This window comes from Nonomuraea sp. NEAU-A123 (assembly GCF_018603905.1).
Taxonomy (GTDB): domain Bacteria; phylum Actinomycetota; class Actinomycetes; order Streptosporangiales; family Streptosporangiaceae; genus Nonomuraea.
Map to the genome: position 1 here is coordinate 1 of NZ_JAHFZZ010000040.1, position 21977 is coordinate 21977.

23 protein-coding genes are annotated in these 21977 nt (G+C 71.3%); 12 read left to right on the forward strand and 11 right to left on the reverse strand.

Annotation, left to right across the window (positions count from 1 at the left end):
- Window positions 1-1012: sorbosone dehydrogenase family protein (locus tag KLK06_RS56400; RefSeq protein WP_214644153.1), on the forward strand; the 1012-nt coding region annotated here is incomplete at its 5' end.
- A 50-nt stretch (window positions 1013-1062) separates the two neighbouring features.
- Here the strand turns inward: KLK06_RS56400 and KLK06_RS56405 are convergent.
- A complete protein-coding gene (locus KLK06_RS56405; RefSeq protein WP_214644154.1) occupies window positions 1063-1281 on the reverse strand; it encodes a hypothetical protein in 219 nt (72 codons plus the stop codon).
- 85 nt (window positions 1282-1366) lie between these two features.
- On the opposite strand from KLK06_RS56405, the gene KLK06_RS56410 reads away from it, so the two are divergent.
- Window positions 1367-1960 (forward strand): MFS transporter, encoded by a 594-nt coding sequence (locus KLK06_RS56410; protein WP_214644155.1) that lies wholly within the window; start codon window positions 1367-1369, stop codon window positions 1958-1960.
- Window positions 1924-2541: a copper resistance protein CopC gene (locus tag KLK06_RS56415; RefSeq protein WP_214644156.1), complete on the forward strand. Its 618-nt coding sequence runs from the start codon at window positions 1924-1926 to the stop codon at window positions 2539-2541. The genes KLK06_RS56410 and KLK06_RS56415 overlap by 37 nt, the downstream gene beginning before the upstream one ends.
- A gap of 15 nt (window positions 2542-2556) precedes the next feature.
- Here the strand turns inward: KLK06_RS56415 and KLK06_RS56420 are convergent, their stop codons facing one another.
- Window positions 2557-4203: an L-lactate permease gene (locus KLK06_RS56420; protein WP_214644157.1), complete on the reverse strand. Its 1647-nt coding sequence runs from the start codon at window positions 4201-4203 to the stop codon at window positions 2557-2559.
- An 88-nt stretch (window positions 4204-4291) separates the two neighbouring features.
- On the opposite strand from KLK06_RS56420, the gene kduI reads away from it, so the two are divergent.
- Genes kduI through KLK06_RS56435 form a run of 3 tightly spaced genes read left to right on the forward strand, consistent with a single transcriptional unit; the run spans window position 4292 to window position 6615 of the window.
- Entirely contained in the window at window positions 4292-5098 is an 807-nt protein-coding gene (kduI, locus tag KLK06_RS56425) for a 5-dehydro-4-deoxy-D-glucuronate isomerase (protein WP_214644158.1), read from the forward strand.
- Between the two features lie 3 nt (window positions 5099-5101).
- Window positions 5102-5833, forward strand: a complete 732-nt coding sequence (locus tag KLK06_RS56430) for an SDR family oxidoreductase (RefSeq protein ID WP_214644159.1) — start codon at window positions 5102-5104, stop codon at window positions 5831-5833.
- Window positions 5834-5847: 14 nt separating this feature from the next.
- The gene (locus tag KLK06_RS56435) at window positions 5848-6615 is read left to right on the forward strand and encodes an IclR family transcriptional regulator (RefSeq protein ID WP_214644160.1); all 768 of its coding nucleotides are present in this window, start codon (window positions 5848-5850) and stop codon (window positions 6613-6615) included.
- Window positions 6616-6642: 27 nt separating this feature from the next.
- Here KLK06_RS56435 and KLK06_RS56440 read toward each other — a convergent pair whose 3' ends face one another.
- Genes KLK06_RS56440 through fxlM form a run of 3 tightly spaced genes read right to left on the reverse strand, consistent with a single transcriptional unit; the run spans window position 6643 to window position 8894 of the window.
- The gene (locus KLK06_RS56440) at window positions 6643-7119 is read right to left on the reverse strand and encodes a DUF6653 family protein (protein ID WP_214644161.1); all 477 of its coding nucleotides are present in this window, start codon (window positions 7117-7119) and stop codon (window positions 6643-6645) included.
- On the reverse strand, window positions 7116-7712 hold the full coding sequence (locus KLK06_RS56445) for a TetR/AcrR family transcriptional regulator (RefSeq protein WP_214644162.1): 597 nt from the start codon (window positions 7710-7712) through the stop codon (window positions 7116-7118). Before KLK06_RS56445 ends, KLK06_RS56440 begins: the two co-directional genes overlap by 4 nt.
- Window positions 7713-7739: 27 nt before the next feature.
- Window positions 7740-8894 (reverse strand): methyltransferase, FxLD system, encoded by a 1155-nt coding sequence (gene fxlM, locus KLK06_RS56450; protein ID WP_214644163.1) that lies wholly within the window; start codon window positions 8892-8894, stop codon window positions 7740-7742.
- 121 nt (window positions 8895-9015) lie between these two features.
- On the opposite strand from fxlM, the gene KLK06_RS56455 reads away from it, so the two are divergent.
- Window positions 9016-9303: an iron-sulfur cluster assembly accessory protein gene (locus KLK06_RS56455; RefSeq protein ID WP_214644164.1), complete on the forward strand. Its 288-nt coding sequence runs from the start codon at window positions 9016-9018 to the stop codon at window positions 9301-9303.
- A gap of 99 nt (window positions 9304-9402) precedes the next feature.
- Here KLK06_RS56455 and KLK06_RS56460 read toward each other — a convergent pair whose 3' ends face one another.
- Window positions 9403-10383: an alpha/beta fold hydrolase gene (locus KLK06_RS56460; RefSeq protein ID WP_214644165.1), complete on the reverse strand. Its 981-nt coding sequence runs from the start codon at window positions 10381-10383 to the stop codon at window positions 9403-9405.
- A gap of 159 nt (window positions 10384-10542) precedes the next feature.
- Between KLK06_RS56460 and KLK06_RS56465 the strand changes: the two genes are divergently transcribed.
- From KLK06_RS56465 to KLK06_RS56475, 3 genes are read left to right on the forward strand one after another with little or no spacing between them, the layout of a single operon-like run.
- Window positions 10543-12300: a glycoside hydrolase family 75 protein gene (locus KLK06_RS56465; RefSeq protein ID WP_214644166.1), complete on the forward strand. Its 1758-nt coding sequence runs from the start codon at window positions 10543-10545 to the stop codon at window positions 12298-12300.
- A gap of 29 nt (window positions 12301-12329) precedes the next feature.
- The gene (locus KLK06_RS56470; RefSeq protein WP_214644167.1) at window positions 12330-12635 is read left to right on the forward strand and encodes a hypothetical protein; all 306 of its coding nucleotides are present in this window, start codon (window positions 12330-12332) and stop codon (window positions 12633-12635) included.
- 9 nt (window positions 12636-12644) lie between these two features.
- Window positions 12645-13796: an alpha/beta fold hydrolase gene (locus tag KLK06_RS56475; protein WP_214644168.1), complete on the forward strand. Its 1152-nt coding sequence runs from the start codon at window positions 12645-12647 to the stop codon at window positions 13794-13796.
- 4 nt (window positions 13797-13800) lie between these two features.
- On the opposite strand, the gene KLK06_RS56480 is transcribed toward KLK06_RS56475, so the two are convergent.
- The 4 genes from KLK06_RS56480 to KLK06_RS56495 form a co-directional block, all read right to left on the reverse strand.
- On the reverse strand, window positions 13801-17775 hold the full coding sequence (locus KLK06_RS56480) for a hypothetical protein (protein WP_214644169.1): 3975 nt from the start codon (window positions 17773-17775) through the stop codon (window positions 13801-13803).
- 302 nt (window positions 17776-18077) lie between these two features.
- Window positions 18078-18605: a hypothetical protein gene (locus KLK06_RS61155; protein WP_250907598.1), complete on the reverse strand. Its 528-nt coding sequence runs from the start codon at window positions 18603-18605 to the stop codon at window positions 18078-18080.
- A 50-nt stretch (window positions 18606-18655) separates the two neighbouring features.
- On the reverse strand, window positions 18656-19168 hold the full coding sequence (locus tag KLK06_RS56490) for an isoprenylcysteine carboxylmethyltransferase family protein (protein ID WP_214644171.1): 513 nt from the start codon (window positions 19166-19168) through the stop codon (window positions 18656-18658).
- Between the two features lie 77 nt (window positions 19169-19245).
- The gene (locus KLK06_RS56495; protein WP_214644172.1) at window positions 19246-19839 is read right to left on the reverse strand and encodes a TetR/AcrR family transcriptional regulator; all 594 of its coding nucleotides are present in this window, start codon (window positions 19837-19839) and stop codon (window positions 19246-19248) included.
- Window positions 19840-19922: 83 nt separating this feature from the next.
- Between KLK06_RS56495 and KLK06_RS56500 the strand changes: the two genes are divergently transcribed.
- Complete coding sequence (locus KLK06_RS56500) at window positions 19923-20474, forward strand: GNAT family N-acetyltransferase (protein WP_214644173.1); 552 nt, start codon at window positions 19923-19925, stop codon at window positions 20472-20474.
- Here the strand turns inward: KLK06_RS56500 and KLK06_RS56505 are convergent.
- Entirely contained in the window at window positions 20464-21081 is a 618-nt protein-coding gene (locus KLK06_RS56505; RefSeq protein WP_214644174.1) for a hypothetical protein, read from the reverse strand. The genes KLK06_RS56500 and KLK06_RS56505 overlap by 11 nt on opposite strands.
- 129 nt (window positions 21082-21210) lie before the next feature.
- On the opposite strand from KLK06_RS56505, the gene KLK06_RS56510 reads away from it, so the two are divergent.
- Complete coding sequence (locus KLK06_RS56510) at window positions 21211-21975, forward strand: SDR family NAD(P)-dependent oxidoreductase (RefSeq protein ID WP_214644175.1); 765 nt, start codon at window positions 21211-21213, stop codon at window positions 21973-21975.
- Window positions 21976-21977: the final 2 nt, after the last annotated feature.

Genomic DNA, 21977 nt, shown 5'->3' on the forward strand with positions numbered 1-21977 from the left:
GCCCCCCCCCCCCACCGCCGCGCAGGCGATCGGCGGCTTCGACTACTCCCGGGCACAGGTGTCCACCACCGGCCTGCAGGTGCCGTGGGGGCTGGCCTTCCTGCCCGACGGCAGCGCGCTGGTCTCCGAGCGCGGCACCGCCAGGATTCTCCAGGTGCGCCCGGGACAGGCCCCGGTTCGGGTGGCCACCGTCAACGGGGTCGCCGCCTCCGGCGAGGGCGGGCTGCTCGGCATCGCCGTGTCGCCGACGTACGCCCAGGACCAGTGGGTCTACGCCTACTTCTCCACGAGCAACGACAACCGGCTGGTACGGTTCCGGCTGAGCGCGCCGCAGACCCAGAACGTCCTCTTCTCCGGCGTGCCACGGGCCGCCAACCACAACGGTGGCCGCCTCGCCTTCGGCCCCGACGGCCAGCTGTACGTGTCCACCGGCGACGCCGGCAACACCGCCAACGCACAGAACCTCAACACCCCGGCGGGCAAGATCCTGCGCATGACGCCGAGCGGCGGCGTCCCGCCGGACAATCCCTTCGCCGGCTCCCGGGTCTACAGCTACGGCCACCGCAACGTGCAGGGCCTGGCCTGGGACGCGCAGGGCAGGATGTACGCCAGCGAGTTCGGTCAGAACACCCGGGACGAGGTCAACCGGATCGTCGCGGGCGGCAACTACGGCTGGCCCACCTGCGAGGGCGTCTGCGGCAACCCGTCCTTCCGCGACCCGATCGTCACGTGGTCGACGGCCGAGGCGTCGCCGAGCGGGCTCGCGTACGCAAACGGCACGCTGTTCGCCGGCGCCTTGGGCGGGACCCGGCTGTGGACCGTCCCTCTGACGGCCGCCGGCGGGGCCGGAACCCCGGTCGCCGAGCTGCGGGCCGCCTACGGGCGGCTGCGCGCGGTCGCGGTGGGGCCGGACGGATGGCTGTGGGTGACGACGAGCAACCGCGACGGACGCGGCGCCCCGGTGGCCCAGGACGACCGCATCATCCGCATTCCGCCCACCGGCACGCCCTGAGAGGTCAATGACGGCGCCCTGCGGGAGATTCGCGCGGCCAACCGCGGGCGTCAGTGTCCGGCGTGCTCCTGGGGCTTGGCCACCACCCAGGCCCGGGCTGAGCCCACCTGCCGCTCCAGGTCGGTGAGGAGGGCGGCCAGGTTCTCGTGGTCCATGTACGCGGTCTGCTCGATGCTCGATCGGTGCGCCTCCACCTGCCCTACCAGGCTGTTGATCTTGCTCAGGGTGTCGCTGAGGTCCCGACTTTCCTGCTGACTCAGATCGCACATGCCTTAACAGTAAATACAGCCCCTCAGGCCGTACATATGTCCGGCAAGTAGGTTGTGCGTGCCCGAAGGCTGGAAGGATGGGCGCATGCGCCTCGCCCGAGCCATCGCCTTCGCGGTGGTGTGCGCTGCCGTGTCGGCGGCCGGGCATGCCTTCGCTGGCGGCGCGGCGGTCGCGCCCGGCGTCATGGTGGCGGGCGGGCTCGGCGCGCTCGCCCTGGCGTACATCCTGAGCGGGCGCGAGCGTGGCCCCGAGGTGGTGCTCGGCGCCACGGTGGGGACGCAGGCATCGCTGCACAAGCTGTTCGAGCTGACCGCGCCCGGCACGGGGCACGTGCATTTCGCCGTGGGCATGGCGCTGGTCCATCTGACGATCGCCGTGCTGACGGGCTGGTGGCTGCATCGGGGTGAGAGCGCGTTCTGGCTCATGCTGCGCCTGTCGGGGCGGCCCCGGCTCGCCCTGCCACGGTCGTTCCGCGCGATTCCCGCGATCGCTCCGGCTCCGGTACGGCCGGCTCCGGCTCGGCGGGCGCCGCTCAGGCCGTCGATCACGGGCCGGATCGCGACCGCGGAGCCACGGAGAGGGCCTCCCACGAGGGGAGACACCGATTTGCCAACAACGCTTCCCTCGTCATGGAGTTCACCTTGTCCAACCTTCTTCGCAGAACCCTTGTGGCGGTGATCGGGTGCGGGCTGTTCCTGTCCGTCACCGCGCCCGCCGCCCTTGCCCACGACAGCCTCAAGAGCAGTTCACCCGCCAAGGGCGCCACCGTGTCCGGCGTCGAGACGATCGAGCTGGAGTACTCCTCCCGCGTCCGCTTCCCGCTGGTGGTGCTGCGCACCGCCGCCGGCCAGATGATCAAGCTCGGCGAGCCGCAGGCCGACGGGCCCAAGGTGCGGACCGCCGTGCCCGGCCCGCTGGCGGGCGGCTCGTACGTCATCGCCTGGCGGGTGGTCTCGTCCGACGGCCACCCGATCGAGGGCGAGATCCCCTTCACCGTGAAGGCCACCTCGTCCAGCTCGACGGCGCCCGAGACGGCGGCTGCCACGACCGCACCCGCCGTCTCGGCGCAGACCACCCGACCTGCCGCTGCGGCGCAGGGCGGGGGCGGCATCCCCGGCTGGCTCTGGGCCGGACTCGCCGCGCTGGTCGTGCTCGGCCTGGCGATCTGGCTGCTGTCCAGACGGACGGGCGGCCCCGGCGAACCCGCCGGGCAGCCGGACGTACCAGCGGAGCGGCCGGACGCTCCAACGGCCCCGTAGCCGGACCGCCCGGCATCAGGGCACCAGCCACCCCAGCACGGGCGTCGACTGCAGGAACACCAGCACGCACAGGATGAGCAGCAACACGGCGCTCCAGCCGATCACCCGGCGGAACAGGTTGCCCTCCTCCCCCACCAGGCCGACCGCGGCCGTGCCGATGGCCAGGTTCTGCGGCGAGATCATCTTGCCCATCACCCCGCCGGAGCTGTTGGCCGCGCCGAACAGCTCCGGCGGGATGTTCAGCTGGCCCGCCGCGGTGGTCTGGAGCTTGGCGAACAGGGCGTTGGCGCCCGCGTCCGTACCGGTGATCGCGACGCCGAACCAGCCGACGACCGGTGACAGGAAGGCGAAGAACGCGCCCGCGCCGGCCAGGAACAGGCCGAGCGTCTGGATCTGCCCCGAGAACTGCATGACGAAGGCCAGCGCGAAGACCGACAGGATGGTGACGATGGCCCAGCCGAACTGCCGGATCGTCGCCCCATAGGTGGCCAGCGCCGAGGCCGGGCTGATCCGCAGCACCAGGAGCGTGAGCAGCCCGGAGACGAACAGCAGCGTCCCGGGGTGCGCGGCCCAAGGCAGCTCGTAGACCACGGGCACGGCCTTGCCCGCCGGGTTCACCAGGTCGAACCCGGGCCAGGCCGGCTTGACGGTGAAGCCGGCGAGGTAGGTCTTGATCGCGGGGATCTGCGCGATGGAGAACAGCGCGATGATGATCGCGTACGGGGCGAAGGCCGCGAGCTTGTCGCCGGTGGTGTCCCCGCCAGGGCGGCCGTGGACGCGGACGAACGCGGGGTCGTCCACGGACCCGCCCGCGATCGGCGTGGGGCTCGGCGTGAACCCGACCGTCTCGGCCGGCTTCCAGACCTTGCCGAACGCGACCAGTACGATCGCCGAGACCAGGGCCGCCGCGATGTCCGTGAGCAGGTAGTTGACCTGCGACATCAGGATCTGCGTGGCGCCGAAGCTGAGCCCGGCGACGAGCGCGGCGGGCCACGCCTGGCGCAGGCCGCGCCGCCCGTCGGCGACGAAGACCAGGATGAACGGCACGAGCAGCGCGATGAAGGCGGTCTGCCGGCCCGCCATCGCGCCGAACGGCTCGGGCGGCAGCTCGGTTACGCTGCCCAGGATCGTGATCGGGTTGCCCATGCCGCCGAAGGCGACGGGCGCGGTGTTGGCGATGAGCGCGATGACCGCGGCGCGCATCGGCTCGAAGCCGAGCGCGATGAGCATGACCGCGCAGATGGCGATCGGCGAGCCGCCGCCGGCCAGGGCCTCGATGAGCGCGCCGAAGGAGAACGCGATGACGATCGCGGTGATCCGCTTGTCGTCGCTGATGCCCTGGAAGGCCCGGCGCAGTACGGCGAAGTGGCCGCTGCGCTCGGTCATCTTGTAGATCCAGATGGCGTTGAAGGTGATCCACAGGATCAGTAACACCGCCCTGGCCGCGCCGTACACGGCCGAGTCGAGTGCCTGGGAGATCGGCATGCCGTACGCGAACGGCAGGACCGCGATCAGGAAACCGACGACCAGGCCGGAGATGCCCGCCCAGTGCGCCTTCCACTTGAAGACGCCCAGCAGCACCAGCACCGCGAGCAGGGGCAGGGCGGCCAGGAGGGCGGACAGCCATAAGGAGCCGGTGGGGTTGAAGTTCTGCTGGTACACCGCGCGCCTCCGGGGGTTAGGCGTTCCATTGGATAGAACAGTGTTCCGTGTCTAGGATCGTAGGACGCGGAACAACCGGAGGGAAGAGATGGAAATACGGCATGCCACCGCACCCGACCAGATCCGCCACTTCGGCACCGCGGAACTGCGTGCCCGCTACCTCGTCGAGGGCCTGTTCGGGCCGGAGGTGGACGGCGTCTACACGCATCAGGACCGGATGGTCGTCGCCGGGGTGCGGCCGAGCGGGAAGGCGCGGCTGACGGCGTTCGACCCGCTGCGGTCGGAGCACTTCCTGGAGCGCCGCGAGCTGGGCGTGATCAACATCGGGGAGACGGGCACCGTGGAGGTCGACGGCGTGCCGTACGAGCTGGACTCCAAGGACTGCCTGTACGTCGGCAGGGGCGCGCGCGAGGTGACGTTCGAGCGCGGCACGTTCTACCTGGTCTCCGCCCCGGCGCACGAGACGTTCCCAACCACGCACGCGCGGCTGAAGGACGTGGATCCGGTACGGCTCGGCAGCGCCGACGGCTCGAACGACCGGACCATCTACAAGTACGTCCACCTCGACGGCATCCGCAGCTGCCAGCTCGTCATGGGCGTGACCGTGCTGGAGCCGGGCAGCATGTGGAACACCATGCCGTGCCACACCCACGACCGCCGTACCGAGGTCTACCTGTACTTCGACCTGCCGCGCGACGAGCGGGTCGTGCACCTGATGGGCCGCCCCGACGAGACCCGCAACCTGGTCGTGGCCAACGAGCAGGCGGTGATCTCGCCGAGCTGGTCGGTGCACTGCGGGTTCGGCACCCGCAGTTACGCGTTCGTGTGGGCGATGGCCGGGGAGAACCAGGCGTTCGACGACATGGACCAGGTCGCGATCACCGAGATGCGGTGACGGATGGAGCTGTTCTCTTTGACCGGCCGGACGGCGCTGGTCACCGGGGCGCGGTCGGGGATCGGCCGGGCGATCGCGGTCGGCCTCGCGCGGGCCGGGGCCGACCTGATCCTGCACGGCCACCGCGACGACCTCGACGAGACCGAGCGCCAGGTGAAACTGCTCGGGAGCGACGTACGCAAGCTCGTCCTCGATCTGAGCGACCCGGCCGCGATCAGGCCCGCGCTGGCGCCGATTTTGGCCCGGAGCGAGGTGGACATCCTGGTCAACAACGCGGGCACGATCAGCCGGGGCTCGACCAGCCTGGACGACTGGCGCCGGGTGATGGCGATCAACCTCGACGCCGGGTACGTGTTCAGCCAGGCGCTGCTGGAGCACGGCGCCACGAAGGTGATCTCGATCGCGTCGCTGCTGTCGTTCCAGGGCGGCATCAACGTGGCGTCCTACGCGGCGGCCAAGCACGCGGTGGCTGGGCTGACCAAGGCGCTGTCCAACGAGTGGGCGCCGCGCGGCGCGCAGGTCAACGCCATCGCCCCCGGCTACATCGCCACCGACGTCACCACCGCCCTGCGACAGGACGCGCGGCGCGAGCAGGAGATCAGGGCGCGGATCCCGGCCGGGCGCTGGGGCGAGCCCGCGGACCTGGAGGGTGCGGCCGTCTTCCTCGCCTCGCGCGCCTCCGACTACGTCACGGGCCACATACTGGTCGTGGACGGCGGCTGGCTGGCCCGCTGAGTATGCTTGATCGGGTGGACCACCGGCCGAGCACCGCTATCGACAAGGCGCTCTGGGTGCTGGAGGCCCTCGCCGAGCACGAGAGCGTGACCAAGATCGCGACGGCGACGGGGCTGCCCAAGTCGACGACCCACCGCATCCTGCAGTCGCTGGCCGAGCACGGCTTCGCCCGGCCGGACGGCACCGGCGGCTACCTGCCGGGCCCCAAGATCCTCACGCTGGCCGGCCGGATGCTGGCCCGCTTCGATCCGGTACGCCAGGCCTCGCCGGTGCTGCAGCGCCTGCACGACCAGACCGGCTACACCGTGCACCTGGCCGTGCTCAACGGCGACGAAGCCGTCTACGCCGCCAAGCTGGAGGGGCGCAAGCCCTACCAGATGCCCTCGCGCGTCGGCATGTCGCTGTGGCTGCACACCAGCGCGATCGGCAAGGCGATGCTCGCGGCCATGTCCGACGACGAGGTGGCGGGCATCACCACCCGCACCGGGCTGACCAGGCGCACGCCCGCCACGATCACCACCCAGGCCGCGCTCCGCCGCCACCTGGCGCGGGTGCGCGAGTGCGGCTTCGCGATCGACGACGAGGAGAACGAGGCGGGCATCCGCTGCGTCGGCGCGGCCGTGTTCGACCACACCGGGCACGTGGTGGCCGGGGTGAGCATCTCGACGCTGACCCACGAGCTGTCGGTCGACGACGCGCAGGAGCTGGGACCGCTGGTCGCGGGCACCGCCCACGAGGTCTCGCGCACCCTCGGCGCGCCACTGGAGCTCCCCACCGGTTAGGCGGCCCCGCTCGTGCAAGCCGACCGGTCAGGCGGCCCGGTGCCGCTCGTACAGCTGGCCGAGGCGGTCGATGCGCCAGAGCTGGCCGAGCACGATCAGCGTCGCGCCGAACACGGCGGGCCACACCTCCAGCGCGACCAGCCCCCAGGCCAGCAGCGCGAACCCGGCCGAGCCCACGCCGACGAGCAGGCGCTGCACCTTGCGGTGGTCGCCGGACACCAGCGACGGGTCCTCCAGCCACATCTTCTCGCCGTAGATGCCCTTGGCCGCCCAGCTCGCCGGCCGCTCGACCGCCGGGAAGGCGTGCGGGTTGACGATCAGCCAGGCGACGACCAGCGCCACGGGCACCAGCGACCACCAGCCGATCCACGTCCGGCTCCAGATGGCCAGCATCATCAGCGGAATCGCGGCGAACCTGGTCCAGACGCTCCACGGGTTGGCGTGCCGCTTCCACGCCTCGTCGGTCATGCCCGCGGCCCGCGCGTATCTCTTCAGCCGGCTCATACGATGAGCCCCCTTGCCAGCGCGTTGATGGTGGCGTCGAGCACCTGCTCGAAGTCGGGACCGTACCTGTCGCGGTTGACCACCAGCAGGCCCGCGGTACGCAGCACGCCCATCAGCACCTCCGGAGGCACGTCCGCGACGATGACGCCCTCGCTCTGCCCCTGGGCGAGGTAGTCGATCAGCGGCGTGATCAGGTGCGGGGTGACCCGGGCGACCTCCTCGGGGCCGACCCTGCGGGCCACCGACTCCAGCTCGTCGGGGCGGGTGAGCAGCCGCCGGTAGAACGGGTCGGTGGTGAGCGCCTCGACCATGCCTCGCATGAGGCCGGCCAGCGCCGCCACGCTGGGCGGCTGGTCGAGCGCGGCGGCGAGCAGCTTGCCCATCAGCGGCGCCCGGCGGACCATGACCTCCTTGTAGAGCTCCTCCTTCGACTCGAAGAACGCGTAGAAGCTGCCTTTCGCGATGCCCGAGGGGGCGACCAGCTCGTCGAGCGAGGTCTTCTTCAGCCCCTGGGCGGCGAAGAGCTCTTCGGCGGTGTCGAGCAGCCGCGCGGTGATGCGCGCCCGGTCGTCCGCCGTGAACGCCACGGCCATGTGAATCCCTATGACTGGTTCGGATATTCAGTCATAGCTTAGCACCAGGCGGGTGTGCCGCTTGGTGATGACGGCCACGCCGTCCGGCGCGGGGCCCGGGTAGGCGTCTATGCGCAGGTCGCAGGCCTCTGGGCGGCCCGCCGCGTCCCATGCCTGGACGTGCGCGGCCAGCTCCGCCGCCAGCGCGGCCCCGCCGGGCCCGTATCCGCGGGCGAGCAGCTCCGTCCCCGCCGCCAGTACGGCCAGGCCGTCCGGGCCGACGAGGCCCACCGTCATGCCGTACCCCTGGGTGGTCACCGGGGCCCACCCCAGCCGCCCGGTCAACGCGCACCAGCGGGGCTCGTGCATCGCCAGCCACAGGCCGATCCCGCCGCCCATCAACGACAGCCGCGGCAACGGCGGCACGTCGGCGGCCACCTCGGCGGCGGGGCCGTCCAGCATGGCCAGGACGTCACCCACCTCGCGCGGCTCCGGCAGCGTGAGCACCAGGTCGGCCTCACCGTCCAGCATCAGCATGACCTCGGGCCCGGCGGAGGGGCCGCGCATGCGCATGAAGCCGCACGGCTCCACCGACCGGCTGGACCAGTGGTCGTCCGCGTACTCCATGGCCACCGACACCTGCACGCCGCGCAGGTCGAGCGGCACCACGAGCCTGCCGCCCGGCGCGAGCTGCGCCAGCCAGGCCGGGGACAGATCCCACACGCCGACCGTGGCGATCACCCGGTCGTACGGCGCCGCCTCCGGGAAGCCGGCCGCGCCGTCGGCGTGGGCGACGACCACCTCGGGGTACCCGGCGTCGTCGAGATGTCGCCGGGCCGCCGCGACCACGTCTGCGTCGATGTCGACGCTGACCACGTGGCCCTCCGGCCCGGTCAGGTGCGCGAGCAGGGCGGCGTTGTAGCCGGTGCCCGCGCCGATCTCCAGCACCCGTGCGCCGGGCCGGACGTCGAGCTGGTCGAGCATGATGCCCATGATCGCGGGCTGTGAGGAGGAACTGATCGGCCGGCCCTCCTCGTCGCGTTTGGTGACGATGGGCTCGTCCCGGTAGGCCGCCGCCGGGTCGAATTCCGGCAGGAAGAGATGGCGCGGGACCAGGCGGAAGGCCTCCGCCACCCGCCCGCTCACCTCCCCGCGTTCCAGCAGCTGGGCGACCATGGCCTCGCGGTGCTCGTCGAACTCCATATCCGACATGATTCCCGCGGCCACCGCAGAATGCCGGTAAAGAATTCAAGTCAGAGGGTTTGACCCGTTCGATGAGGGAAGGGCGGGGAGTTCATGTACGTCGATCGTGAGGAGGAGCCTCGTGCTCACCCTGACAACTAACGCAGCTCAGGCGATTCGTGACTTGACCGCGGCCGCCCCTGAGCCTGCCCAGAGCGGCATCCGCATCTCGTCCCAGGGCGAGGGCGCCAGTTCGCTGACCCTGTCTCTGGCGACCGCGCCGGAGCCGGCCGACGAGGTCGTCGAGGCCGAAGGCGCGCGTGTGTACCTCGACCCGGTGGCCGCGACCGTCCTGGAGGACAAGTCTCTGGACGCGGGAGCGGACGACCAGGGTTCCGTGTCCTTCCTGGTGACCGACCAGCCCGTCTAGACGGGCCATATCGGCCTGGCGGCCGGCCAGGCCGACCCGAACGGACCATCACTGGTCCGGTCCGACCGGATGTATCGGTCGGACCGGACCAGTGGTCTGTCAGCCCTCCGCGAGCAGCTTGTGCAGGTAGCGGATCTGCTCCTCGGTCTGGAAGCCGCCGCCGCCCTCGTGCCCGTTCCACGGCCAGACGCTGATCTCCTTGGGCCCGCGCCAGTGGTTGTAGGCCGCGAAGACCGTGGACGGCGGGCAGATCTGGTCCATCAGCGCCACCGAGTAGAGCGCGGGCACCTGTCCGCGGGCGGCGAAGTTCAGGCCGTCGAAGTACGACAGCGTCCGGAACACCTGCTCGGCGCTCTCCCGCCGGGTGGACAGGAAGCGGACGATCTCCTGGTACGGGTCCTTGTCGGTGATCTCCACGGCCCGGCGGAAGTACGTCAGGAACGGCACGTCGATCAGCGCCGCCTTGATCGACGGGTGCAGCGCGGCGGCCGCCTGGGCGATGCCGCCACCTTGACTGCCGCCCGAGGCGACGATCCGCTCAGCGTCCACGGCCGGGTGCGCGGCGGCCACGTCGACCGCCCGGACCGCGTCGGTGAAGACCCGCCGGTAGTAGTACTGGTCGGGGTCGAGGATGCCGCGGGTCATCATGCCGGGGGCCTGGGCGCTGTCGCCGCCGTACGGGTCGCCGGTGACTCCGGGGCTGCCCGGGCTCGCGCCGCCGTGACCCCGGGTCTCCATCACGAACACCGCGTAGCCCACGGCGGGCCAGACCAGGTGGTCCTTCGGGAAGCCACGGCCGCCGCTGTAGCCGATGTAGTGCATCACGCACGGCACCGGTCCCTCCGCGCCACGCGGCACCAGGAACCAGCCGTTGATCCGATGACCGCCCCAGCCCGCGAAGGAGACGTCGTACACGTCGACCGAGGCGAGCGGCAGGTCGTAGCGGGTGAACTCGGCCGCCGCGTCGAACTCGCGTGCCTCCGCCAGCGTACGCGTCCAGAACTCGTCGAAGTCGGCGGGCTCGTCACGGTCGGGGAGGTAGGAATTGAGCTGCTCAAGCGGCAGATCGAACAGGGCCACGTAGGTCTCCAGCCTTGTAGAGGGTGGAGCTATTTCATCGCATTGATTGGTGTTCGCGCTATTTTGGGCCCCTCTACGGGGTTGACTGTGCTTTGACGGAGTGGTGCCATCTCCAGTTGTTAGGAAGCCTTCCTAACGAATTCGGCAGAAGGGCCAGCCGTGCACTCTCCAGCTCGGGCTCGCTTACGCCCGCTGATCCTGCTTCCCCTCCTCACCCTCCTCGCCGCCGGCCTGACCGCGCTGCCCGCGCGGGCGGCCACGGTCCGCTACGAGGCCGAGAACGCCACCATCGTCCAGGGCGTCGTCGAGGCCAACCACACGGGCTTCTCCGGCACCGGCTTCGTCAACGGCGAGAACGTCGTGGGCCCGTACACCGAGTGGACGGTCAACGCCCCCTCGGCGGGCACCGCGACGCTGGCCATCCGCTACTCCAACGGCACCACGTCGGCCCGCACCGCGGACGTCTCGGTGAACGGCACCGTCGTCTCGGCCGGCCGCTCCTTCGGCACCACCGCCAACTGGAACACGTGGGCCACCTCCACGCTGACCGCGACGCTGAACGCGGGTGACAACAAGATCCGCGTCACCTCGGCGAACACGGGCGGCAACCCGAACCTCGACTACCTGGAGGCCACGGTCGCCGACGCCCCCGCCACCGAGTACCAGGCGGAGGCGGCCACCCTGTCGGAGGCCAGCGTGGCGACCAACCACACCGGCTACACCGGCACCGGCTTCGTCGACTACGTCAACGCCGTCGGCGGGTACATCGAGTGGAGCGTCAGCGTGGCCGACGCCGGCACCCACACCCTGACCTTCCGGTACGCCAACGGCACCACGGCGACGCGGCCGATGGACATCGCCGTCAACGGCTCCGTTGCCGCCGCCGGAGTGAATTTCGCCGGCACCGGCAACTGGGACACCTGGGCCGACGGCCAGGTCACGGTCACCCTGAACGCCGGGGTCAACACGATCCGCGCGACCGGCACCTCCGCCAACGGCGGCCCCAACGTGGACCGGCTGTCCGTCAGCGGCTCCGGCGGCCCGGACGGGCAGGCGCCGAGCGTGCCCGCGAGTCCTCGCGTGACCGGTACCTCGGCCGGCAGCATCTCGCTGGCCTGGAACGACTCCTCGGACAACGTCGGCGTGACCGGCTACAAGGTCTACGAGGGCACCACCGTGGTGGCCACCTCGCCGACGGCCAGTGCCACGATCAACGGCCTGACCTCCGGCTCCACGCACAGCTACACGGTCACCGCCGTGGACGCGGCCGGCAACGAGTCCGGCCACAGCGCCACGGTCACCGGCACCGCCACCGGCGGCACCACCGGGCCCACGGCCGACCAGCTCCTGGCCAAGGTCACGGCGTGCAGTCAGATCTCCAACGGCAAGTACAAGACCGACTCCGACGTCAGCACGGCGACGGTGGCGGTGTGCGAGAAGACCGGCGCGGTGTTCTGGAAGGGAGACATGGACATCGACTGCGACGGCGTCCGCACGACGCAGTGCAACGAGGACACCGACTGCTGCTTCCTGCCCGAGACGTTCTGCCAGACCAGCGCCGGCGGCCCGCTCAACGCGGCGCAGCTCGCCTACATGGTGGTGCCCAGTCCCAGCAGCACCTGGGACTACCGGACCAAGGGCATCGGCTGCGGGACGGTGGTGGCGATCGTCTACAACGGCCAAGTGGAGTATGCCGTCATGGGTGATACCGGGCCGACGGGCATCATCGGCGAGGCGTCATACCGTACGGCCGCCGACCTGGGCATCAACCCGGACCCGAGCAACGGCGGCACCGACTCCGGCGTCACGTACATCGTGTTCACCGGGTCGGGCACCAAGGTGTCGACGATCGAGAACCACACCCAGGCCGTGAACCTGGGCAGGACGCTCGCCCAGCAGTTCCTCAACAACAACTGAAACCGCCCGGCCGGGGTAGGGGCGTCCGGGTGAACGACCACGCGATCCGGATCCCGGACTCCCACCTCTATCCCGGCCTCATCCTCGACACCCCGGCCGATCCGGCCGACTTCATGCTGATATTCGCCGACGACTCGGAGTCGCGGGTACAGCTCGTCACCGACGACACCGGACGTCCGGTGCTCCGGGTGGGCGGATACGTGACCACCCGGGGCGACGTCGTACAGGAGCGGGTGTGGACGGTGCGGGAGATGGCGTCCCGCGACGGCCACCTCCGGCTCCGGCTGGGGCGCCCGCTCGCCGATTCACCCTCCCGTACGGGTGGTTTGAGCTAGTTTCGGCCTGTGCGTTCTTTTGCCAGACGGGCCGGCCGGCTGCTGACCGGGCTCGGGATCCTGGCACTCTCCCCGATCCCGGGCCTGGCGGCGCTGGCCGGCATGGCGATGCTCGGCGCCGGGCCGGATGTCTTCACCGTGACGGGGCTCGCGGTGTTCGCGTCGGTGTTCTTCCTCGGCCTGCTGCTGTGCGTGCCGAGACCGCGCCCGGTCTGGGGGCGCTGGCTGCGGGCCCTGGTCATCCTGTCGGTGGAGGCCGTCGTGGTCTGGCAGGTCGCGGCAACCACCCTGCACGCGCCGCCGGGCGGGCCCGCGCCGCTGAAGCCGGTGGCGGGCCAGCGGGAGTGGAAGCTGGCGACGGGCTCTGAGCTGGCGTACGTACGGCTGGCGCCCAAGCGGGTCACGCGGCCGGAGCCGGTGGTGTTCCTGCACGGCGGGCCCGGACTGGCCGACCTGGCGGGCGACTCGGCGTTCTTCGCGGGGCTGGCCGCCGACGGCTACACCGTCTACGTCTATGACCAGCTCGGCGCGGGCCGGTCCGGCCGGCTGGCGGACCCGCGCGGGTACGGCCTGCCCCGCGACGTGGCCGATCTGGAGGCGGTACGGCAGGAGATCGGCGCCCAGCGGCTCATCCTCATCGGCCAGGACTATGGCGCCCGGCTGGCCGCGGCCTACCTGGCGGAGCATCCCGACCAGGTCGCCAAGGCCGTCTTCTCCGCCCCCGCCGCCCTCGACCGCCCGCAGACCGCCTCCCTCTTCACCGGCCCGGACGTTCTCTCACCCCGCCTGCTCGCGGTCTACACGCTCCTGAAATCGAATCCCCAGGCCGCCCACGCCTTCGCCGGCGACCGCGAACTCGAGCACGACCACGCCGGCGGCTATGCCCGGCTGGCCCAGCGCACCGCCCCCACCGGCCTGCGGCAGGGCCTGGCCGCCTCCGCGGTCCCGGCCCTGATCGTCAAAGGCGCCCGCGACCGGCAGGAGTGGTCAACGGTGGCCGACTACCGCGCCGCCCTCCCCCGCGCGGGGGTCGCCTACCTGGCGGACGGCTCGTACCGGGGCAAGCCCTACCTGAGCACCCTGCGCGCCTTCCTGGCCGGCCGCCCGGTGCGTACGTACGACGGCGGCGGCCCGCCACCCGGCTATCTGGGCCCCCGCTGACGGCTCAGGCTTGGGGATCGCCCGTGGCGCAGTGTCCGGCCTTGGCCCCCGCCACCTTCCAGTCGGCGCCGGGGAACGGCGACATGAAGTGCGTCAGCAGGTCCACCGCGTAGTCCGGCACCTGCCCGCCGGGGTCGAGCAGCGACACCATCTGCGGGCCGTCCGCGCCGCGCAGCGTGATCGAGTTCGTGCCTTTGCCCGCGACGAAGCCCGGCTTCGCGTCGAGGGTCAGGCAGGCCAGTTGCACGCCCGCCGCGCTGATCGCCTGCTTGGCGCCGATCCGGCGCATCCGCTGGTCGTAGCGGCGCATGGCGAGCGAGGTGGCCGGGCCGATGCGGACCGCGTCGCGGAAGATGTCGTTGCCGAGCTTCCTGCTCAGCTTGACGTTCAGGTTGACGTCGGGGCGCAGGTTCACCCCGCTCGCGGCGAGGGCGAGGCGCCCATAGTCGCCCTCGAAGCCGGGGGCGAGGTAGCCCAGCGCGGGCGGCGCCTTCATGCCGAACGGGATCTTGCCCGGCCTGACGCGCAGCCACGCCATGCGGCGGACGTCCAGCGACAGGTCCTTGATCGTGCTCCTGCCGAGCCCGAAGTCGCCCCCGACCTGGTAGGACAGGAAGCCCGTGGTGTACGGGACCTCCTTGCTGACCGCGATGCGCTGCCGCGCGACCGGGTCGATGGCGAGCCCGGCGTGCACCTGGATCCGCCCCGTCGGCACCGGCCTGGACACCAGGTCGAGCGACTGGTCGGGGTTGAGCCGCACGGTGGTGTCGGCGGCCAGGTCGGTGACGGCGAGCGACAGGTCGCCGAGCTTCCCCTTCGGGTCGATCAGCCCGCCTTCCACGCCGAGGTAGCCGTCGAGCGTGTTGACGCCGCCCAGCGCCTTGTAGGTGACGGCGGGCATCCGCAGGTTCGCGCCGGACGCGTCGGCGTCCACGCCGAACCTGGCGGGCACGTCGCCGAAGCGCAGTTCGCCGGTGCCCGTCCCGTCCACGGTGACCTTCGCGCTGAGGCGCTTGACGGCCGCGGAGTTCGTCACCCGGATGCGGGTCTGCGCGCCATAGCTGCCCTGTACGGCGACCGCGGCCGGGACCGGGTCGACGGCCACGTGAGCGCGTAGGTTGCCCGCCTCGGCCAGCAGGTCCAGCGAGCCGAGCGTGGCGGGCGGCTCGATCCGGTAGTTCGCCTGCACGGCGTTGCCCTGCGTCACGTCGAACGGGCCGACGGACATGCTGGTGATCTTGGAGGGCAGCCCGGTGAGCGTGGCCCGCGCCTTGATCGGTACCGGGGCCAGGATCGTACTGGCCAGGTAGACGCCCAGCGAGCGGCGCTCGGGCGCGAATCCGGCGAACGTGAACGACTTCTTGGCCAGGTCCACCGTGACCTGGTCCGGCAGCCCCCGCACGTCGAGGTAGCCCTGGACCCCGAAGCAGCCGCGGTCCGTGCAGAAGGCGCCCGGCGGGCAGCCGGGAGACCCGGCGACGCAGCCGCCGTCCACCAGCGAGATGCCGCCGGGCACGGCCGGTGCGGCGGCCATGTTCTTGAGCGCGCCCGCCTTGCCGAGCCAGGCGCGGGCCGTCACGTCGAGCCGGGACCCCGAGTACGTCAGCGCGCCGCCCGCCGCCGAGACCGCGAAGCGGCCGGGCAGCGGTCCGAGCCTGCCGAGCAGCCCGAAGCGCAGGTCGCCCTGGGTGACGTCGGTGTCGAGGGCGAGCGTCTGCCGGGCCGCTTTGAAGTCGCCGGTGAAGCCCTGCTCCCCCGGGCTGAACTCCACCGCCGACAGGCCCTTGACCCGCACACTCGCGTCGAGGTCGCCGGTGGCCTGGTCGTAGTGGGCGGCCAGGTGCGGCCCGGCGGGCGCCTTGGCGCCGTCGTGGTTGGTGAACGCCACGGCCGCCGAGCCGACCGGGCCCGACAGGCCGCGGAAGCGGTAGGCGTCGCCGTTCCAGGAGGCGTCGAAACGGGCGGGCACGCCGGTCACCTCGGCGGCGGCGGTGATGTAGCGGCCCTGCGAGTTCGCCCGGGCCAGCGCGGAGACCGAGCGCACCGGGCCGTCCGAGGTCCAGGTCAGCGTCTTGGCGGCGGTGTCGGCCACCAGTTCGACGTGCTTGCGCACGCCGGACACCTCGGCCTGGACGTCCTCGCCCTGGGGCTTGGTGACGTACGCCTTGTTCGCGTAGATCCGCACCTTGCCCAGCGTGGAGGAGGAGGTGATGTCGACCGTCGAGCGCTCCCCCAGCTCCCAGGCGGCCTTGACGTCGTCGTGCACGCCCAGGATGGTGCCGTCGATCGTGGGCCCCGACTTGGTGTCGGTGTAGGCGGCCCTGACCTTGTCGATCACGCCGCTGGCCTGGTAGACGGCCTTCCGCGCGGCCGGGTCGAGCGTCACGTCGACCTTGGCGGGGGTGTTGGAGATCTCCAGCCTGGCCAGGCGGGTGCCGTCGATGCTGGCCGCGCCGAGGAAGGACCGGCCGCTGGAGCCGACCTCCAGGTGGGCGTGGGGCACCGCGCCGTACGTGACGTCGAAGCCGGACAGGCCCGTCAGCAGCCCGGACACGCCGACGGCGGCCCCGTTCTTGATCATCGTGACGTGGCCGCCGCGCGGGCTGGAGATGGCGCCCTCATCGCGCTGCAGCACGACCGCGAACCGGCCGATCTTCGAGCTGGAGGTGTGCGTCACGCGGTGCTCGGCCAGGTCGTTCACCAGGCGAACCTTGGCGGGCAGGCCGCTCAGCTCGGCCCGCAGCACGGTCTTGGCCGCGGCACGGTCGAAGTAGAGCAGCTTGGCCGAACCGGCCCGCGGGCGGCCCGAGTCGACAGTGAGGATCTGCTTGCCGTTCGCGGCGGTGTACGCGGCGGTCATGAACGGCGGGACGTCGCGGGCCTCGACGCTCGCCGCCCTGGCGAGAGCGCCGTCGCTGTAGACGTAGCTGTGCAACTCGGCGTGGCGGATCGAGGTCGGGCTGCTGAAGCGGATCCGGGCGCCGTCCTTGCCCCGGGTCAGCGCGATCTTGGCCTTGGCCGGCATCTTGTCCAGCAGCGCCTGGGTGTAGCGGCTGCCGCTGACCGCCAGCGCGTCGAGCTTGGCGGGGGCCGAGCTGGTGACGTCCAGGGTGGTCGAGTCGAGGTTCACGTCGACCGAGAGCTTCTCGGTGGCCGGCGTCTGGCGCAGGCTCACCACGCTGCGGCCGGTCAGCCCGGCCACGACCGCGGCCGACGCGCCGGGGTCGGTACGCTCGACGCTCGCCTTCACCCGCTTGCCCGTGAGGTCGACGGTGAAGGTGCCCCAGTCGAAACCGGACAGCGACGCGCCCTGGTGCAGCCCGTCGAAGCCGACCGACACGCGGCCGTCATACTCCGCCCAGACCTGCGCCTTGAGGTTCGTGTCGGCGCCGGGCAGCGGCCTGACCGCGAAGCCGAGCCCGGCGGCCGAGTCCTGGGGACTGGCCGTAGGCACCAGGTCGGCGGCCAGATCGGGCATGCCGTCGCCGGTCACGTCGGCGGCGGCGGGCACCCCCACGGGCCTGGCGGCCGAGCAGGAGACCGGTACGTCCTCGCTCTCCACGCAGAGCCGGTAGGACAGCGCGGACGCGGTCTTCTGGGCACCGAGCTTGTCGAACAGCCCCGCGGCCGGATTCTTCACCGCCAGCGTGGCCGCCTGACTGGTATCGGGCAGCAGCCGCTTCGGGTCGGGCCGCTTCGCGCCGACACGCTTGGCCGCCTCCGCGGTGATCTCGTTGACGAGCGTGGGCCCGGCGGGCGTCGTCACCTCCGGCGCCTGCGGGCCGACGCTCTCGGCCCCCGCGTCCCTGCGGGCCAGCGACGGCTCCAGCGGCACGTTCACGACCGCGGGCGCCGGCTGCTGTACGGCGGGCACCGGGCGGATCCTGGGCTTGGCCGCCTGTCTTTCCAACGGCTGCTCGTACGACGGCGCGGCCGCTTGCGCGGCAACGGGCACGGCCACCAGGGTCGCGCTGGTCATGGAAGCGGAAACGAGCACGCGCACGAGAGCGTGCCATGGATACCGCATGGAACACTTACCCCCGAAGCGGTGCTATTTACCCCATCAGCAACATTGGTCACAACCCGACCACACATCATCACTTACCGTCAAATTGGAATCCGACATGGGACCCCAACCTCAGGTCAGGACTTCTCGGCGACGTAGGTGTGCCGGCGGGGCCACCCGCTGAAAGGCCTTTGTGTGCCGGCCGGGCGAGCTGTGATCATGCCGGTCATGAATTGCGTCTTCTGCCGCATCGTCGCTTCGGCTGGCCGGCCCTGTCATGAGAGGTTCACGAGGTGACAACAACGCCGCTCATCGAGAGTGTCCGGGTCTTGCACCGAACGGGTCAGTGGTGCCCCGGCCGCCGGATCGCAGAGGTTGTCGCCTACGACGCTCGGCTCTTGCCCGCGTATCAAGTGGCCGGACGGCCGACCATCGATCGCAGCTTCCTCTTGCTCGACCAAGGCATCCAGTTGACCAGGCCGGTTGTGTTCGAGGGCCCGGTAGAGAGTTGGTGGTACGTCGACCTGGTCGAGGTCGAACTGACCGAGGCTGGACTTGTCGTCCATGACCTCTACGTCGACTTCCTGGTGCCACCCGGTGCTGATCGTTACCACGTCCTGGACCTCGACGAACTTGGTGATGCCCTCCGCCAGGGCCAGATCACAGCCGCTCAGTGCGCCACGGTCCTGAGCAGAACGCAACAGTTCATCGACCGACACCTGCGTGCGAACGTTGATCCTCCGCACCAGTTTCCGCCGGCCGGCATCGCAGTGCTTGAGTCGCTCCCTTGCTTCTTCGAACAATCATCAGGGACATGACCCAGGTCCCGGACCTTTCATACGTTTCCGGTCGATCACCCTCCGGGCCCCGCTGCGCCCAGCGCGTCGCGGAGCGCGGCGCGGGAGGTGATCCCGAGTTTGGGGAAGATCCGGTACAGGTGCGCGCCGGTGGGCTCCTCGTACCAGCGGACGAACGACACCACGGGCACCATCACGACCAGGGCGTACACCAGCAACGACGGCTGCGCCAGCAGCAGCGCCTGCCCCAGGATCGTGACGAGGACGGCCACGTACATCGGATTGCGCACGTGCCGGTAGAGGCCGCCGACGACCAGCCGCTCGGGCGGCGCGGCGGGCAAGGGGGTGCCCAGCCCCTCGACCACGAACCGGGTGAAGGCGTGGATCAGGACCGCGAGCCCGGCGAGCGCGAGCAGGCCGCCCACCACTCTCATCGGGATCATGATCCAGCCGGGGAACGGGATGCGCGCCTCCCAGTGGGTGATCCACCACGGGACAAGGACGGCGACGGTACCCGGGGCGGCGGCGAAGAAGATCGCGCTTGCGCCGGCCGCCGGTGTTCTGCGCATGGCTCGCCTTCCATGCCAGCAATTCACTAAATGATGAGTTTAAGACCGCCCCGGCGAGCCGTCAACGTACCGGCACGCTAGATGAGCGCGTCGAGAAGGCGTTCGGCCTGGGTGAGGACGGCGGCGAGTGTCGCGGCCGGGTCGGCGGCTCGGGCGATGAGCATCCCGCCCTCGCACAGCGCCCCGAAGATCAGGTGCGCGCGGACCGTCACGTCGCCGGGCGCGATGCCGCCCTGGTCGGCCGCCACCTCCAGGCCGGTGCGCAGCAGCTTGAGCGTGTGCTCGTACTCGATCTCCCGTACCCCGTCCCACCCCAGGACGGCGGGCCCGTCGAGCAGGACGATCCGCCGCACCTCGGGGTCGGCGCAGGCCCGCAGGAAGGCCAGCGCGCCCAGCCGGACCGCCTCCCGGGGATCGTCGGTCCCGGCGGAGGCGGCGGCGATCAGCTCGGCCAGCCGCTCCTCCTGCCGGACGAACACGGCCCTGAACACGTCGGCCTTCCCGGCGAAGTGGTGGTAGACCGCGCCCTTGGTCATGCCGCTCTCGCGCGCGATGTCGTCGATCGAGGTCGCCGCGTAGCCGTCCCTGCCGAACAGCCGCAGCGCGGTCTCGATCAGCTCGCCGGTCGTCATCCTGGTCCGCTCGGCCTGCGTCCGCCGCCCCACGCCCACGCCCACCTCTTTCGCCGCTCACCGCACTCAATCACACGGAAAACGCGTCGAGGAGCGGCGGGGCCACTGGCTAGCGTGGGCGCGTGCACAGCTACCTGGAGACCGACCGCCTGACCCTGCGCCCGTTCACCGAGGCCGACGCCGACGACCTCGTCGAGCTGCACAACGACCCCGACGTGATGCGCTATCTCAACGGCGGCAAGGCCACCCCGCGCGAGGTGATCGTCGGCGAGACCCTGCCAGCCTTCATCCGTGGCGGCTACTTCGCCGCCGTCGAGCGGGAGACGGGCGAGTTCCTGGGCTGGTTCCACCTGCGGGCGCCCAGGGGCGGCGCCGAGGACGAGCCCGAGCTGGGCTACCGGCTGCGCAAGTCGTCCTGGGGCAAGGGGTACGCCACGGAGGGCTCGCTGGCCCTCATCGACAAGGCGTTCGCCGAGCTGGGCGCCCGCCGGGTCTTCGCCCAGACGATGGCGGTGAACCGCGGCTCCCGGCGGGTGATGGAGAAGTGCGGGCTGCGCTTCGTCCGTACGTTCTTCGAGGACTGGCCGGACCCGATCGACGGGTCCGACCAGGGGGAGGTGGAGTACGAGCTGCTCAGGTCCGATTGGGCGGCCAGGCAAAGCGTTAGGCGCTGAGGGCGCCCGCGGAAGGTCCCCGGCCGAGCAGCAGCGCGCCCAGCCACAGCACCGCCATCCCCACCGCGACCAGCGCCGAGTCGCGGCCGACGCCGAACATCGCCACGGCCATCACCACGACTCCGGCCGCGAGCACCACGGCGCTGAGCGAGGTGGCCCGCCGCAGCACCGCCATGATCCCGGCCAGCACCAGGAGCGCCACGAAGAACAGCTGGGCGCCCACCGAGTACACGACCAGATCCACCCCCGGATAACCCTGCACCTGGTCGAACACCGCCCGCATCGCCGCGCCGTCCGCCGAGGTGAACCCGGCCACCAGGTCGATGACGAGCTGGGCCACGTTGGCCAGGACGCTGAACAGCGCCACCCCGGTCACCGCCCACACGGCCGCCTTCTGCCGGGAGGTCGCGGGCGCCGCCATCCGCCGCAGCTCCAGCACCATGACGCCGAACAGCAGGAATCCCAGCAGCCATACGGCGTGCGCGGCCGTCCACCACGGACCGGGTACGAGGTCGCCGTCGATGGGACGCATGAGGAGCCAGCCGCCGAGGAACGCGGCGGGCCCGGCCGTGAAGGAGGCCCGGGCGAGGTTGTTGGTGGGGGTCATGACACCACCATCCCGCGCCGGCCCCACCCGCCTCATCGGTGATCGCCCCTGACCTGTCCCTGGGAATCTCCGACGCCACCTCAGGGCAGACCTGGTGCACTGGTCAGACCAGTCGCTAGGCTGAGCGGCATGACGGCATACGACGCGTTGTTCCGCCTCGATGGGCGGCGCGCTGTGGTGATCGGGTCCGGAAGCGGGATCGGGCGGGAGTCGGCGCTGGCGCTGGCCGCGCACGGAGCCGAGGTGGTCTGCGCGGACCTTGACCTCGCCGCCGCCGAGGAGACCGCGCAACGGTGCGGCGGGTCGGCGCGCGGAGTGGACGTCCTCGACGCCGAGGCCGTGCGGGCCCTCGCCGCCGAGGCGCCGGCCGACGTGGTGGTCTTCACCGCCGCCACGAACGTGCGCAAGCGGCTGCTCGACTACTCCGGCGAGGAGTTCGAGCGCGTCGTACGGCTGAACCTGCGGGCCTCCTTCGACGTGATCCGGGCATTCGGGGCGGGGATGGTGGAGCGTGGGCGCGGGTCGATCATCGGGTTCGCGTCGATCCGGGCGTCGGTGACGGAGCCCGGCCAGGGCGTCTACTCCGCCACCAAGGCGGGGCTGGTGCAATTGCTGCGCACCGCCGCCGCCGAGTTCGGCCCGCATGGCGTGCGGGTCAACGCGGTCGCGCCGGGCGTGGTCGAGACGCCGCTGACCAGGCAGATCAAGGACAACCCCGCCTGGTACGACGCGTACGCCGCCAAGAGCGCGCTCGGCCGGTGGGCCCGGGCTGAGGAGATGGCGGGCGCCGTGGTCTACCTGGCGAGCGACGCTGCGAGCTTCGTCACCGGCTCCGTCCTGTACGTGGACGGCGGCTGGACCGCCGTGGACGGCCGCTTCGACCCGCCCAACTAACG

Coding starts and splice junctions, on each gene's coding strand:
- kduI (WP_214644158.1), top strand. CDS start 4,292: ATGGAAATACGGCATGCCACCGCACCCGACCAGATCCGCCACTTCGGC.
- KLK06_RS56405 (WP_214644154.1), bottom strand. CDS start 1,281: ATGTGCGATCTGAGTCAGCAGGAAAGTCGGGACCTCAGCGACACCCTG.
- KLK06_RS56430 (WP_214644159.1), top strand. CDS start 5,102: ATGGAGCTGTTCTCTTTGACCGGCCGGACGGCGCTGGTCACCGGGGCG.
- KLK06_RS56445 (WP_214644162.1), bottom strand. CDS start 7,712: ATGGCCGTGGCGTTCACGGCGGACGACCGGGCGCGCATCACCGCGCGG.
- fxlM (WP_214644163.1), bottom strand. CDS start 8,894: ATGGAGTTCGACGAGCACCGCGAGGCCATGGTCGCCCAGCTGCTGGAA.
- KLK06_RS56490 (WP_214644171.1), bottom strand. CDS start 19,168: ATGCGCAGAACACCGGCGGCCGGCGCAAGCGCGATCTTCTTCGCCGCC.
- KLK06_RS56480 (WP_214644169.1), bottom strand. CDS start 17,775: ATGACCAGCGCGACCCTGGTGGCCGTGCCCGTTGCCGCGCAAGCGGCC.
- KLK06_RS56440 (WP_214644161.1), bottom strand. CDS start 7,119: ATGAGCCGGCTGAAGAGATACGCGCGGGCCGCGGGCATGACCGACGAG.
- KLK06_RS56510 (WP_214644175.1), top strand. CDS start 21,211: ATGACGGCATACGACGCGTTGTTCCGCCTCGATGGGCGGCGCGCTGTG.
- KLK06_RS56505 (WP_214644174.1), bottom strand. CDS start 21,081: ATGACCCCCACCAACAACCTCGCCCGGGCCTCCTTCACGGCCGGGCCC.
- KLK06_RS56410 (WP_214644155.1), top strand. CDS start 1,367: ATGCGCCTCGCCCGAGCCATCGCCTTCGCGGTGGTGTGCGCTGCCGTG.